We start from the raw sequence: 15,377 nt of genomic DNA on the forward strand, positions 1-15,377 counted from the left end.
AGTTTATACAAATTCAAATAATGTTTGCGACAGATAAATTCTTTGTATGGGCACGGCATCTACAATCTTTAGGTATATCAAATATATTACAGGTGCCGTGCCCCTACCCATGTGTCGCGTTCTGTTTTTAAAACGGTTTTATTTATTTTATTCAATATCCAAATATGGACAAGACAGTAACTTTATATCGTCCTACTGGCCCCAAAGAATTAGAACTAGTTAAACTTCCGTAATTCTTAGTTGAGATAAAATAGATAGCTTGGCGTTTAATTAAATAATGCCAAGCATTCTGTTTTTAAAACCCCTTTAATCACATTGATATTTCTAAATGATTTAGCAATCACCTCTTCACAAGAAATCTCAATTTGTGATTGATTGATAGAAATTAAATCTTGAATAGAAGCACCATAGATAATCTCAGAGATACCCGTCCACACACAAGCCGTTGCACACATCGGACAAGGTTCTCCAGTTGTATATATGCTATAACCTGCCAAAGAAGGATTTTGAATTTTAGCTGTTAAACTACGAATAACATTGATTTCTGCATGAGCAGATGGATCGTTATCGCGTCTTACAGTATTATGACCTACGGCAACAACTTCGTTATCTTTCACAATCACTGCACCATAAGGTGTATCACCTTTTTTTGCTGCTGCGATCGCTAGGCGCATAAAATATTCATGATCCATATTCCTGAAGGAGTTGAAAAAGATACTTGTTAACAATATCGTATTTTAAATGTTGTTTCTACGAAATACTGAAAAATAGTTAGGGTTAAATATGTTACTTAGCAGAGAAAAAGCCGAATTCTATTTAACAGACATAGAAACACCACTAGGACAAGTAATTAACTTAACTATCGCCGGATTGGTTCTTTTGTCTTCAGGGATTTTTGTCGCAGAAACTTATAATATTCCTGATTCTCTCCGGTTTCAATTACAAATTATTGATACTGTTATATTCATAGTTTTTGCAGTTGAATATGCCATTCGTCTATGGAGCGCAGAAAATAAGGTTAAATACTTTTTTAGCTTATATTCCATTATTGACTTAATTGCTATCTTGCCATTTTTTCTAGGAGCCGTAGATTTAAGCTTTATTCGTTTATTACGATGGTTTCGGATTTTAAGATTAATCAGGTTTATCGATAAAAGATTTTTCTTTGGTAGTGTGAGTACTGAAGATGGTGTAATATTTGCAAGAATATTATTTACCTTATTTGCGATTATATTTGTTTACTCGGGCTTAATTTATCAAGTTGAACATCCTGTTAATCCCCAAGGTTTTGCCACTTTTTTAGATGCATTGTATTTTTCGATTGTTACCATGACAACTGTGGGTTTTGGGGATGTGACACCCGCTTCTGAATTAGGGCGCTGGTTAACAGTATTAATGATTTTGACAGGTATTGCCCTCATTCCTTGGCAAGTTGGTGATTTAATTAAGCGCTTGGTAAAAACTGCGAACCAAATAGAAGCGAATTGTTCTGGGTGCGGTTTAGCTTACCACGATGCAGATGCTGGATTTTGCAAAAGATGCGGAACCAAATTACCTGTGATGAGGGCTGATTAATTTCTGTTTGAGAATTCGGGTTTTTAATGAATAAAGAATTGCAGAGACGCAATTAATCGCGTTTGTACAAAAGTCAAAATAGTAGCGGTAGTGGACTGACACAGCTAATTTTGTGCAATAATTTTTCTTGTGGGGTGGACATCTTGTCCGCCTTGGACGGGTGAGACACCCATCCCACAAGAGTTTTTTTATGCACTATTTTAGTCGTGTTAGTCTCCTACTTAAGATTTACTTGATAAATGGTTTCTAATATCAAAGTTTTCCGTAAACACGATAACTCTTGTTGTTTATATATATGGAGCTAATATATCTCGTACAACTTGGCGGGAATCAATAGACCATTTATAAAACGTCAAAGCCAGAGAAAACAAGACTTTTGACTTTTGACTTTTGACTTCCGCCTTGCGGTACTAGTGGTGTGAAAATCTGGAGTAAAACCTTATGGAAGCCTTGCTACATAACCCAATTGCAGATATGTACGGGCCAAAATTCTTACTTTTGTATGGTAGCGTCATTAGCTTGACACTTTTAGTTTGCTGGAAACTTGTACAAGATCCGACAAAAAATCAACCCTTACCTTTAATCCCTAGCGAACTAGATATCTACAAAATTGCCTATCTGCGTTCGGGAAAATCAGAAGTAGTAAAGGTAGTAATCTTAAATTTAATTCAGAGGAACTTTTTACAAATCACAAAAGAAGGAATTAGCCAAACATCCACTCATGGCAGTCTATCAGAACTACAGTTGATAGAACATCAGGTATTTTCTAGTTATTCTACTTCTCCAAAAGTAAAATCAATAGAGTCAATAGCTAACAAAATTCAGCTAGACTGCGATAGATATGAAAGGCAATTACACGATGAGCAACTACTATATGCTCATAAATGGCAAGTAAGAAATAGACAAGTTGGCTTAATTGCAGCCGCAATTATTTTCAGTTTAGGCTTTTATAAGCTACTCATTGCTTTAGCGAAAGGACATTATAACGTGGGTTTTCTCATTATTATGGGTATCCTATCAATTATGTGGATTTTTTCGTTAGTCAATCAGCGACCGCGTCTTAGTCATCGAGGTAAAGCTTACCTTGAACAACTCCAAAATACATTTGCTCAATTGAAGAATAAGGCAAAGAATTCCAGCTTTCTTTCAGTATTCAATTACAACTTGCTAGTAGCAATCTTTGGTGTAGAAGCACTCGCTGGTAGTGAATACGATTCATACTACAAAGTTTTCTATCCTGCTATATCTAGAACTAGTAGCCAAAGAAGCAACACTTCTAATGGTTCTTGCAGTAGTACAACTTCCTGTAGTGGTGGGAGTTCCTGTAGTGGTGGAAGTTCTTGCGGCGGCGGTTGTGGTGGCGGCTGTGGTGGCTGTGGTGGTAGTTAAATAAGCTGTTAAGGCATTTAATTTGCATAGATTGGGTGGGCAATATGCCCACCCCACAATAAATATACAATTTCAGAAACAGATGCAAACTTTGGAATCTTTGTCATAGATGGCTTTGTTAATTTTGAATTTCTAATAAGATGTTATCTCATCTCCCTAATTTAGGTGTAGGGCTAGGCTTTCGAGAACTATTTAAAAGTGAATTGTTTCTCAATCGTCAGCCAGTAGACTTTCTGGAAATTGTTGCTGAACATTATTTAGATGCACCAGCAGCAAAACAGCAGGAATTAGAATTGCTGGCGGCGCATTTCCCCATAATTCCCCATGCAATTAATCTGTCTTTAGGTAGTGCTGAAGGTTTGGATAGAGATTATTTAGCTAAACTAGCAGCACTAATTAAGCAGCTTAACCCCCCCTGGTGGAGTGAGCATCTTTGTTTTACCAAAGCTGGGGGAATTGATATCGGACATTTGTCACCGCTACCTTATACCCGGGAAGCTGTGGAAGTAGTTTGTCGCAACATCGCTGAAGTGCGTCGCCGGATTGATGTGCCATTAATAGTGGAAAATATTACTTATATGGTGGCACTTCCTGGTGGGGAGATGACAGAAGCCCAATTTTTAGCGGAAGTCGCAGAACGTGCTGATTGCGGGTTGCTGTTAGATGTGACGAATCTCTACACTAATGCTGTTAACCACGGCTATGATGTGCAACAGTTTCTCCAACAATTACCGCTAGAACGGGTTGTACAGTTGCATTTCGTGGGTGGACATTGGCATGATGGTATTTTGATTGATAGCCATTCCCACTCAACACCAGCCGAAATTTGGCAATTGATGGATGAGGTTGTCGCCAACTTTCCAGTTAAAGGAATAGTTCTCGAACGAGATGAAAACTTACCAGCCTTTGCAGAATTAGTCGCAGAACTGCAACAAGCACGACATATCGCCGGGAGTCATGGTAAATGGGTTTAGCACAAACGCAGCAGGTTTTAGCCCAACTGTATACTAATACTGAATTCAGGAACAGTTTCTTTGCTAACCCAAAAGTCGTTGGTGCAGAATTGGGATTAAGCGATGCTGAAATAGAAAATTTATCTCAACTTGCTACTGCACAAGTTAACCTATTTGCCAATTCTCTGAAGTGGAAGCGATTAAATTTATTATCAAAGTTACTACCACGCACTGCGATCGCACTCGGTAAAAATTTCAAAACTTTATTTTGGCGATATGCAGAAACCTATATACCCCAAGGTATCAAGAAACATCGACAAGATGCGATCGCCTTTGCTGACTTTATTACCCAAACCTCACCGCTAGAGGGGTTAGAACCAATTTGGCTAAGTGATTTAGTCCGCTACGAACAAGCTTGGCTATTAGCCGAGGAACTAAATCACGGCTTAAAAGTACGTTGGTTTCGTTATGCTGTTGACAAACTAGGGAATGGGGAAGAGATACATCCGCAACTCACAATCTGTGTATGGTGGCGTTTCCAGACGCGATCGCCCCTACATCATACTGTGCGATCGCTATTTTAAAAATGTAAATCGTGAACATCTGGCTGACAAAGAGCGACAATTATCTTGCTTTTATTAATGTCTCATCAATAAATAACAATGAAGTTCAGCGAAATTGTCAGCCGATTTGATGATATTGTTACTGACCACAGCCTCAACACTCACCCCAATCACGATCCAGAAATTACAGCCTTAGCAGCCATTGATGAAGCCACTAGTAGTAATCTCAGCTATATAGAAGGGCCAAAATTCTTTTCTTGGGTGGGTAAAACTCATGCTGGGGCGTTAATTTTACCTCAAGACAAAACCTTACAAGCCCAAGCACAGGAACGGAATATTGTTTGGGTAGCTACCAAAGAACCACGCTTGTTATTTGCTCAAGCGATCGCAGTTTATTATCAACCATACCGCCCCAGCCCCGCAATTCATCCCACGGCAGTAATTGACCCCACGGCGGTAATTGGTAGCGATGTTTACATTGGCCCCCATGTAGTCATTCAGCAGCGAGTCAAAATTGGTAATGGTGCGATTATTCACCCCAATGTAGTGATTTATCCCGATGTCACCATTGGCGATCGCACTACCTTACAAGCTAACTGTACCATCCACGAGCGTAGCCAAATTGGTGCAGATTGTTTTATTCATAGTGGCGTTGTCATCGGTGCAGAAGGATTTGGCTATGTACCTACACGTAGTGGTTGGGTAAAAATGCAACAATCCGGCTACACTGTTTTAGAAGACCGCGTAGAAGTTGGTTCTAACAGCGCCATTGACCGCCCCGCAGTGGGAGAAACCAGGATAGGTCACGATACAATCATTGATAACTTAGTGCAAATTGGTCACGGTTGCAAAATTGGCTTTGGTTGTGCGATCGCCGGACAAGCTGGAATGGCTGGTGGTGTAAAAGTTGGTAATCGTGTCATCCTCGCAGGACAAACCGGAATAGCCAATCAAGTCAAAATTGGAGACGGTGCGATCGCATCAGCGCAAGCAGGAATTCATAATGATGTTGCACCAGGGGAAATTGTCTCTGGTACCCCCGCCATTCCCCACAAACTATATCTCAAGGTCTGTGCAATTTATAATCGGCTACCAGAAATGTATAAAACGCTGAAGCAATTTCAACGTTAAGAAGCAAAATCATACCAATTTTGAAAAATTATATGACAAATTGGTAGGGGCACAGCAATGCTCAGTGATGTCAACTTAAGCTAAAAGCGATAAAGGGCAGGCGTTGTACAAATACCTTGCACCCCAATACTTGTCGGTTAAGGGCAAAAGGAGAAGGGGAAAAGGGGCAATAAAAAACCTTTAACCCTTACCCTTTCACCTTTTCCCCCAACCAAATTCCGAGTTGAAAATCCTTAACCGAGCAGTATTGCCTTGCACCCTCATCCCCTAACCCCTTCTCCCGCAGGAGAAGGGGAACTAAATCTCTTACTCCCCTCTCCCTGCGGGAGAGGGGCTGGGGGTGAGGGCGAAACCTTGCACAAGAGCGGGTTTCACGTTAAGTTGACACCAATGAGCAATGCTGTGCCCTATTGTGTAAGGGATTTCCAAGAAATAAATTATTCCATCTTGTGGGGTGGGCATCTTGCCCGCCACATAAACTGGGCGGACAAGATGTCCACCCCACAATACATACTGGGATATTTTTTTATTTGGATGTCCCTAATGCAAGCAATAGTTTTGTTGGCAATATTTTGACGGATTCAAACTTAGGGTTCTGATGAGTGGCACTTTACATTAAAGCTATGGTCAAGGGATAAAGAAAAGAACCTGAAACGATTTGATGAGGTATGGGAAAGCACAGACCACAGAAATCTCAAGAACTAGAAGCGAATTACCCTGAAGATGAGGGTGTTGCTGATGTACCCCAAACTAAACTGGCGATATTTCAAGCGCCACCTTTACCTGCACACTTTGTTGAACGCCCAGAATACAGCGATGATTTAAAAACTCGCCTCCTGACAGAAGATAATCGCACTTTGGTAATTACGGCGATTCATGGTTTGGGTTCGGTGGGTAAATCGACTTTAGCCGCAGCTTTAGCAGTAGATGCAGAAATCCAAACTCGGTTCTGTGATGGGATTTTGTGGGCAACATTAGGTCAACAGCCGGATGTGCTGTCTTTAATTAGTGGCTGGGTGCAAGCATTAGGAGACTATAGCTTTAAACCTACCAGTGTAGAAGCCACTACCAACCATTTACAGACGCTGCTTTATGACAAAGCCGTGTTGCTGGTGGTGGATGATGCTTGGAATACGCAAGATGCACAGGCGTTTAATGTGGGTGGGGTGCGGTGTCAGATTTTAGTCACAACTCGTAAAAGGTCAATTGCCGAAGCTTTAGCAGCTAGCACCTACAGCCTGGATATCATGAAACCAGATCAGGCGATGGCATTGCTGACGAAGAAATTAGGACGCTCAATTACAGGTGCAGAACGTCAGTCAGCCGAAAATTTAGCTCAAGGTGTTGCTTATCTCCCCCTAGCGTTGGAACTTGCAGCCGCCGAAGTTGCTAGTGGGACAACTTGGGATGAACTATTGGCGGATATTCAGCAAGAGGTAGCCAGATTAACCAGTTTTGACCAACCGGAAGCGGGCGAAATTACCGATGAGGCGAGCTTAAAACGCTTGAGTTTAACAGCATCATTAAACTTGAGTATCAAGAGAATGCCTGAAGAAAAGCAGCATTTTGCTTGGTTGGGGGTGTTGCCGGAGGATGTCAACATTAATCAGATGATGGCGGCGACGCTGTGGGCAATGGATGAGCGTGATGCTGCTAGGATATTGCAATATTTACGGAATAAGGCATTGTTATTAACAGGAGTACCCCTGGCTGATGGTACGCCTACCTATCGCTTACATGACTTATTCCATGATTTAGCCTGTAATTTGTTAACTGCTGCGCCACAGCCAAAGCAGACAGGAGATTTGCCAGGGTTAGGTTTAAATCTGACTGATGCTCACGCTGCTTTTGTGGAGAAATATCGGCAGAAAACCCAGAATAATTTATGGCATACCCTACCTGATGATGGTTACATTCATCAGCATTTAGTTTGGCATTTGGAAAAGGCAGGACTCTTGGAAGAGATTCACTCTTTGTTGTGGGAGGAGTCGGTAACTGGTAATAATGGCTGGTTTGAAGCGCGGGAACAATTGGCACAAACAGGGGGTTACATCACAGATATATCTCGTGCTTGGGAATTAGCCCAAAGGAATTGGACTGCATCAACATTAAGTTTGCAGTGTCGCTATGCTTTGATTACTACATCCCTGAATAGTTTGGCAGCTAATTTACCAAGAGATTTGTTACTTGCTTTGGTCAAAAACAACTTTTGGACTCCCGAACAAGGACTAGCTTACGCCCTGCAAAAACCAAAGTTAGAAGAGAAAATCGACGCGCTGGCAAAACTAGTCAATTATCTGCCACCAAATCTTCAACAATTAGCACTGCAAAAAGCACTTGCTGCTGCCAGGGCGATTCAGGAAGAGAAAGATCGTGCCCAAGCCTTGAGTGTCTTAGCAGACAAACTAAAAGAAGTATTACCAGAAGCACTTGCTGCTGCTGTGGCACTTGGGAAAGAGTATGAGCGTGCCCAAGCCTTGAGTGCCTTAGCAGACAAACTGCCACCAGAGTTGTTAAAAGAAGCACTTGCTGCTGCTGTGGCGATTCGAGATGAGAATTATCGTGCCCAAGCCTTGAGTGCCTTAGCAGACAAACTGCCACTAGAGTTGTTAAAAGAAGCACTTGCTGCTGCCAGGACACTTGGGAATGAGTATGATCGTGCCGATGCCTTGAGTGCCTTAGAAAACGAACTGCCACCAGAGTTGTTAAAAGAAGCACTTGCTGTTGCTAGGGCGATTTGGGATGAGTATTATCGTGCCATTGCCTGGTATGCCTCAGCAGATAAACTACCACCAGAGTTGTTGCTAGCAGCACTTGCTGTTACCAGGGCGATTCGAGATGATAATTATCGTGCCCAAGCCTTGAGCGCCTTAGCAGATAAACTGCCACCAGCGTTGTTGAAAGAAGCCCTCACCGCCGCTAAGGCGATTTGGTATGAGAATGCTCCTGCCGATGCCTTTAATGCCTTAGCAGATAAACTGCCACCAGCGTTGTTGAAAGAAGCCCTCACCGCCGCTAAGATGATTCGGAATGAGTATTATCGTACCTATGCCTTGAGTGCCTTAGCAGGCAAACTGCCAGAAGTATTACCAGAAGCCCTTGCTGTTACCAGGGCGATTCGAGATGATAATTATCGTGCCGATGCCTTGAGTGCCTTAGCAGATAAACTGCCACCAGAGTTGTTAAAAGAAGCCCTTGCTGTTGCCAGGGCGATTGGGGATGAGTATTATCGTGCCTATGCCTTGAGTGCCTTAGCAGATAAACTACCAGAAGTATTACCAGAAGCCCTTGCTGTTGCCAGGGCGATTGGGGATGAGTATTATCGTGCCCAAGCCTTGAGTGCCTTAGCAGATAAACTGCCAGAAGTATTACCAGAAGCACTTGCTGTTGCCAGGGCGATTGGGGATGAGTGGAATCGTGCCGATGCCTTGAGTGCCTTAGCAGATAAACTGCCACTAGAGTTGTTGCCAGAAGCTCTTGCTGCTACCAAGGCGATTTGGCATGAGTATTCTCGTACCAAAGCCTTGAGTGCCTTAGCAGACAAACTGCCACCAGAGTTGTTGCCAGCAGCTCTTGCTGCTGCCAGGGCACTTGGGCATGAGAATTATCGTGCCGATGCCTTGATTGCCTTAGCAGATAAACTGCCAGAAGTATTGCCAGAAGCCATTGCTATTGCCAGGACGATGTGGTACGAGAATGCTCGTACCGATGCCTTGAGTGCCTTAGCAGACAAACTGCCACCAGAGTTGTTGCCAGCAGCTCTTGCTGCTGCCAGGATGGTTCGAGATGAGGATGATCGTACCGATGCCTGGAGTGCCTTAGCAGACAAACTGCCACCAGAGTTGTTGCCAGCATCTCTTGCTGCTGCTGTGGCACTTGGGCATGAGCGGAATCGTGCCCAAGCCTTGAGTGCCCTAGCAGACAAACTGCCACCAGAGTTGTTGCCAGCAGCTCTTGCTGCTGCTGTGGCGATTGAGGATGAGTATTATCTTACCCAAGCCTTGAGTGCCTTAGCAGACAAACTGCCACCAGAGTTGTTGCCAGCAGCTGTTGCTGCTGCCAGGGCGATTCAAAATGAGTATTATCGTGCTAAAGTTTTGATAGCTTTATTAGAGAAACTACCAGAAGTTTTGCCCGAAGCTATTGCTGCTGCCAGAGGGATTGAGGATGGAATGACTCGTGGTGAAGTTTTGGTACCTTTAGTAGAGAAACTACCGCCAAAACTACTGCCAGAAGCCCTGACTGCGGCTAGAGAAACTCAGGAGAACTATCATCGTGCTGAGATTTTGATTGCCTTAGCCCAAAGATTCCCAGAAGTTTTGCCCGAAGCTATTGCTGCTACCAAGACTATTCAAGATGAGTCTTGTCGTGGTCATCGTTTAAGTGAATTAGCCGAGAACCTACCACCAGAATTATTACCAGAAGTCCTAGCGATCGCTCGGAAAATGCAGAATCATTACGAGCGCGCTAATGCTTTGATAGCTTTAGTAGAGAAACTACCAGAAGTTTTGCCAGAAGCCCTTGCTGCTGCTAGAGAAACTCAGAATGAGTATGATCGTGCTGAGGTTTTGATTGCCTTAGTCCAAAGACTACCAGAAGTTGTGCCAGAAGCTATTGCTGCTACCGAGGCAATGGAGAATCAGTCTTATCGTGTCGGGGGGTTAAGGGAATTAGCCGAGAAACTACCACCAGAATTATTACCAGAAGTCCTGACTGCTGCTAGAAAGATTCAGGGTAACCTTTATCGTGCCGATGCTTTGATTGCCTTAGCCCAGAAACTACCAGAAGTTTTGCCAGAAGCCCTTGCTGCTGCTAGGGCAATTGAGGATGAGTATTATCGCGCCGATGCCCTCACTGCCTTAGCCGACAAACTGCCAGAGGTATTACCAGAAGCACTCGCTGCTGCTAGGGCAATTGAGGATGAGCAGTATCGCACCAAGGCCCTCAGTGCCTTAGCTTTTGGTCTGTCACAAATGCCATCCGCCATACTTTTTCCACTTTGGCAAGATACCCTTCATCAGTTATCTGTTCACACTCGCCCTAATTTGCTGCAGGATATCAAAGCATTGTTTCCGGTTATCTTTGCATTAGGTGGTGAAGTTGCAACGGTAGAACTTGCCAGTGCGATCGCAGATGTGGGGCGATGGTGGAAATAATTTGTAATTCGTAATTCGTAATTCGTAATTTACACCTCACAAGTATGGAGTGCGATCGCCTTCCCAGTCTCACAAGTATAGAGTGCGATCGCTGTTAATACCAATTCAAATAATGTTGGCGACAGATAAATTCTTTGTAGGGGCACGGCATCCACAATCTTTTGGCATATCCAATATCTTACTGGTGCCGTGCCCCTACCCATCTGTCTTGTTTCAAAATGGTATAACTACTCCAGAAAATGCGATCGCTTAACCTTGTAAGATTCGCACTCTATCTCTTCACTGCGATTTCTACCACCAAGCCATGCAGCATCTACGCCAAATCAGCCTTCTTTAGCAAAATTGCCTCATCCATAGAGAACATTGGTTCCTTCATAACCAACGTGATCGGGTTGTCTATCAATGAGCGCTCATCCATAGAGAACATCGGTTCCTTCACAACCAACGTGATCGGGTTGTCTATCAATGAGCGCTCATCCATAGAGAACATCGGTTCCTTCATAACCAACGCGATCGGGTTGTCTATCAATGAGCGCTCCTTCGTTCACAACCAGATCTCCTTCACAACCAACGAGCCAATTTTTTGCACTAAGAGTCTGTACCTCGCGCCCTCATCCCCTAACCCCTTCTCCCCTAGGAGAAGGGGAACTAAATCTCTTGCTCCCCTCGCCCTGTGGGAGAGGGGCTGGGGGTGAGGGCGAAACCTTGCAACCAAGCAGTTTTCACGTTAAGTTGACACCACTGGGTATGGCAGTGCCCATTGGTGTCAACTTAAGCTAAAAGCTATATAGGGCGGGCGTTGTACAAATACCTCGCGCCCTCATCCCCTAACCCCTTCTCCCGCAGGAGAAGGGGAACTAAATCTCTTACTCCCCTCACCCTGTGGGAGAGTAACAAAAACTCATGTACTCTGCCAGTAATAGCGGGAACTAAATCTCTTGCTCCCCTCGCCCTGTGGGAGAGGGGCACAGGGTGAGGGCGAAACCTTGCAACCAAGCAGTTTTCACGTTAAGTTGACACCACTGGGTATGGCAGTGCCCATTGGTGTCAACTTAAGCTAAAAGCTATATAGGGCGGGTGTTGTACAAATACCTCGCGCCCTCATCCCCTAACCCCTTCTCCCCTAGGAGAAGGGGAACTAAATCTCTTACTCCCCTCACCCTGTGGGAGAGGGGCACAGGGTGAGGGCGAAACCTTGCAACCAAACGGGTTTCACGTTAAGTTGACACCACTGGGTACTGCCTATTGGTGTCAACTTAAGCTAAAAGCTATATAGGGCGGGCGTTGTACAAATACCTCGCGCCCTCATCCCCTAACCCCTTCTCCCGCAGGAGAAGGGGAACTAACGCTCTTCCGTCGCTCTGGGGAGAGAAAATAAATGTAGGTTGGGTTGAACCCGGTGAAACCCAACTATATCGAGGTTTTTGGATGTTGGGTTTCGTTCCTCAACCCAACCTACGCCTAAATTCATAAAAGTCCGGAATAATAAGGGGTTTAGATTTTTATCTACTGAGAATGATTAAAGAGCGCTAAATCTCTTGCTCTCCGAAACGCTATTCATCGTGCGTCGCCAATTAAAATAAATGGCGACCAGTAAAACGGATGACGGTCAATTTGCTTCAACTTTGCTCTTTGTAATGCTTCGCCTTTACTCCTACCTTGCTGGAGATTTTGATAAAAATCAATCATCAAATCTTTGGTGGCGCTATCTTCAACCGCCCACAAAGTACCCATCACGGCTTGCGCGCCAGCACGTTCAAATATATAGGCAACTCCGGCAATTCCTGCACCTTTATTATTAATTTCTTTAGCAGTTTGACAAGCGCTGAGAGTAAGTAATTGCGTACCTTGTAAGCCTAAATATGCGGCATCAGCAATATCAAATTGTTTATCGGCAAATAGCAAAGAATTCTTTTTTAAGTTTATTGTTTTACAGTCTTGGTCTTGGAAGCAGCCATGAGTTGCTAAATGCAAAAAATCAAAGTTTAAGGCTTGAGTTTCAAACTTTGCGAAAGTGGCTTCACTACCGATATACGCTTCACTTCCTGGTAGTAATTGCTGAATCCTTTTGACTTCTGTTTCTGCATCTGGTAAATTTTGTGATTCACGGGGCATAGGATTACCAAAAGCTAAGACTTTTTTTGGTTGGCGAGTTTCCTTTAGCGGTTGTAGAGAACGAGTGGAAATGCGCGTGAGATAATTGACGGGATATTTTTCGATTAAATATTTTTGAGTTTTACTGTCTCTCAGGGTTTCAAAAGGCAGATAGCGGAGTTTACCAGTGGCGATAATACTCAATTGCTGGGGTTGCAATTTCTGGATTGTCTTTTCAATCGGGCGGATGAGAATATCATACAATTTCACGCTATTTTCTGCATAACCAGCATCACCATCATCCTGCACTTGCTCTAGATATTGGGTGAGAATTTTGTCAAATTCTGCAGGCTTAATCTCTGTTTTAATAACATCTAATTTATTGTTAGTTAAGATAAAAATTGTTAGAGACTTTGGTATATTCTCCACATTTGTCAATAGAACAGGTTGAATTACCACTGTTCCAGAGGGGATGGATGATTTCAGCTTGGCAATATCTGCGGGTGTGGTTTCAAATAGTTCGGCAACTTCGGGAAACTTGCGGGATATTGCTTCGGCTTGTTGATAGACTTGGGTTTCTAATTGGCGAATTTCTTGGGCTGAAGTTTCAGAAAACTGATTTTGCAGTTGTTGTCGCCGCGATTCTAGTTGTTGATTTTTTTGATTCCAATTATCAATCGCTTGTTGTGCTTCGCGGTTGGCAACTTTGGCGTTAATGAGGCGATTGTAGTCAGCTAAATCGGCAGTAGTGAAAAGATTCACCCATTCAAAAGCTTGAGCATTTTTCTTTTGCTCAATCAGCACATGGGTTAAAGCTGCACCCCAATCATATTCCTGTAAAAAATTTTGGCGATTTTGTTGCTGTAAACCCCGACGCATTTCTAAAGTGATTTGCAGAGATTTTTCTAAATCGGTAATAGCTTCAGTGGAGCGATTTGTATTATGAAATAAAATACCCCTGTTAGCCAAAGTTCTGGCTTCGCCTGAGCGATCGCCCACCGCCCGAAATATGGGCAGAGCTTGATTGTAGAATGACAGTGCTTGCTGCTTTTCTCCTAAATCGTCGTAGACTCCACCGATGTTATTGAGAATAGCAGCTTCACCAGTGCGATCACCCACCGCCCGAAGTATGGGCAGAGCTTGATTGAAAAATGACAGTGCTTGCGGCTTTTCTCCTAATTCGTAGTAGACTCCACCGATGTTATTGAGAGTAATCGCTTCGCCAGTGCGATCGCCCACCGCCCGCCTCAGGGGTAGAGATTGGTTGTAGAATTCTAGTGCTTTCTGCTTTTCTCCTAATGCGTTGTAGACTAAACCGATGTTATTGAGAGTAGCAGCTTCGCCAGTGCGATCGCCCACCGCCCGCCTCAGGGGTAGAGATTGGTTGTAGAATTCTAGTGCTTTCTGCTTTTCTCCTAATGCGGAGTAGACTGCACCGATGTTATTGAGAGTAGCAGCTTCGCCTGATCTCTCGCCCACCGCCCGAAGTATGGGCAGAGATTGCTGGAAGAATGACAGTGCTTGCTGCTTTTCTCCTAATGCATTGTAGACTCCACCTATGTTATTGAGAGTAAGCGCTTCACCAGAGCGATCTCCCACCGCCCGAAGTATGAGCAGAGCTTGATTGTAGAATGACAATGCTTGCTGCTTTTCTCCTAATGCGTTGTAGACTAAACCGATGTTATTAAGAGTCGTGGCTTCGCCAGAGCGATCGCCCACCGCCCGTCTAAGGGGCAGAGCTTGATTGTAGAATGACAGTGCTTGCTGCTTTTCTCCTAATGCGGAGTAGCAATAACCTAGGTTATTGAGTACGAGTGCTTCAAGTTTTTGGTCTTTAAGTTCTCGTAGCATCACCAGAACTTGCTGAAATATAGGTATTGCTTGTTGATATTCCTGTTGTTGTCTCTTTTCTATCGCCTGTTCTAGTAGGTTTTCGGCTGTTTGTGCTTGGGGGTTTTGAGTTTGTCCCCAACTGGGTTGAGCGATGAGTGTCAGTGTTAGGGGTGTTAGGTAAATACCTACAGCTAATATACTGGTGAGAATTTTTTGCATAGAAGGGTTGGGAATCAATACTGCTCGGTTAAGGATTTTCAACTGGGAATTTGGTTTGGGGAAAAGGTGAAAGGGTAAGGGTTAAAGGTTTTTTCTTACCCCTTTTCCCCTTCCCCTTTTGCCCTTAACCGACAAGTATTGGGTTGGGCATGGGGCATTGGGCATTGGGCATAGTAAAAAATATGGGAGATTAATTTGCCCAATTATTTTAGCGATGGGAGAGAACAGGGAATGAATCAGCCCCTTTGGGAAGTCAAAAGTTGCAGAGACGCGATTAATCGCGTCTGTACAAAAGTCAATTCATGCAACGATAGAAATTTAGATATAGGGATTGTATTGGGTGGTAATGCAGATTGTATGGGGTGGCAAGACAATTGCATCAAGTGCAATGCACCTTGAATTGTTGAAGGTGCGTTAGCCTACGGCATAACACACCCTACGTTACCCATTCCCCATTCCCCCTT

At 43.7% G+C, this 15,377-nt stretch carries 9 protein-coding genes and 1 pseudogene; 7 read left to right on the top strand and 3 right to left on the bottom strand.

All coding sequences use genetic code 11. From position 1 onward, the window contains the following. Positions 1–266: 266 nt before the first annotated feature. Positions 267–692 (bottom strand): nucleoside deaminase, encoded by a 426-nt coding sequence (locus HG267_RS01860; protein WP_045869817.1) that lies wholly within the window; start codon positions 690–692, stop codon positions 267–269. Between the two features lie 91 nt (positions 693–783). Between HG267_RS01860 and HG267_RS01865 the strand changes: the two genes are divergently transcribed. The 7 genes and pseudogenes from HG267_RS01865 (at position 784) to HG267_RS01890 (ending at position 10,767) form a co-directional block, all read left to right on the top strand. After that, entirely contained in the window at positions 784–1,575 is a 792-nt protein-coding gene (locus HG267_RS01865; protein ID WP_045869818.1) for an ion transporter, read from the top strand. A gap of 441 nt (positions 1,576–2,016) precedes the next feature. Beyond that, complete coding sequence (locus tag HG267_RS01870; RefSeq protein WP_045869819.1) at positions 2,017–2,964, top strand: TIGR04222 domain-containing membrane protein; 948 nt, start codon at positions 2,017–2,019, stop codon at positions 2,962–2,964. Positions 2,965–3,104: 140 nt separating this feature from the next. Beyond that, positions 3,105–3,938 carry a DUF692 domain-containing protein gene (locus tag HG267_RS01875; protein ID WP_045869820.1) on the top strand — a complete coding sequence of 278 codons (834 nt, stop codon included), beginning with the start codon at positions 3,105–3,107 and terminating at the stop codon, positions 3,936–3,938. Continuing rightward, positions 3,929–4,501: a hypothetical protein gene (locus HG267_RS01880; RefSeq protein ID WP_045869821.1), complete on the top strand. Its 573-nt coding sequence runs from the start codon at positions 3,929–3,931 to the stop codon at positions 4,499–4,501. Before HG267_RS01875 ends, HG267_RS01880 begins: the two co-directional genes overlap by 10 nt. A 78-nt stretch (positions 4,502–4,579) precedes the next feature. After that, the gene (lpxD, locus tag HG267_RS01885) at positions 4,580–5,611 is read left to right on the top strand and encodes a UDP-3-O-(3-hydroxymyristoyl)glucosamine N-acyltransferase (protein WP_045869822.1); all 1,032 of its coding nucleotides are present in this window, start codon (positions 4,580–4,582) and stop codon (positions 5,609–5,611) included. Positions 5,612–6,241: 630 nt separating this feature from the next. Next, positions 6,242–6,316 (top strand): annotated as a pseudogene (locus HG267_RS41855) (hypothetical protein); the annotation flags it as partial. Between the two features lie 56 nt (positions 6,317–6,372). Beyond that, complete coding sequence (locus tag HG267_RS01890) at positions 6,373–10,767, top strand: NB-ARC domain-containing protein (RefSeq protein ID WP_369792179.1); 4,395 nt, start codon at positions 6,373–6,375, stop codon at positions 10,765–10,767. Between the two features lie 313 nt (positions 10,768–11,080). On the opposite strand, the gene HG267_RS01895 is transcribed toward HG267_RS01890, so the two are convergent. Together HG267_RS01895 and HG267_RS01900 are read right to left on the bottom strand one after the other, a co-directional pair. Continuing rightward, entirely contained in the window at positions 11,081–11,296 is a 216-nt protein-coding gene (locus tag HG267_RS01895) for a hypothetical protein (RefSeq protein WP_155539158.1), read from the bottom strand. A gap of 1,028 nt (positions 11,297–12,324) precedes the next feature. Beyond that, a complete protein-coding gene (locus HG267_RS01900) occupies positions 12,325–14,913 on the bottom strand; it encodes a CHAT domain-containing protein (protein ID WP_045869825.1) in 2,589 nt (862 codons plus the stop codon). Positions 14,914–15,377: the final 464 nt, after the last annotated feature.

Origin of the sequence: Tolypothrix sp. PCC 7601 (assembly GCF_025677855.1) — a bacterium.
Classification (GTDB): Bacteria; Cyanobacteriota; Cyanobacteriia; order Cyanobacteriales; family Nostocaceae; genus Aulosira; species Aulosira diplosiphon.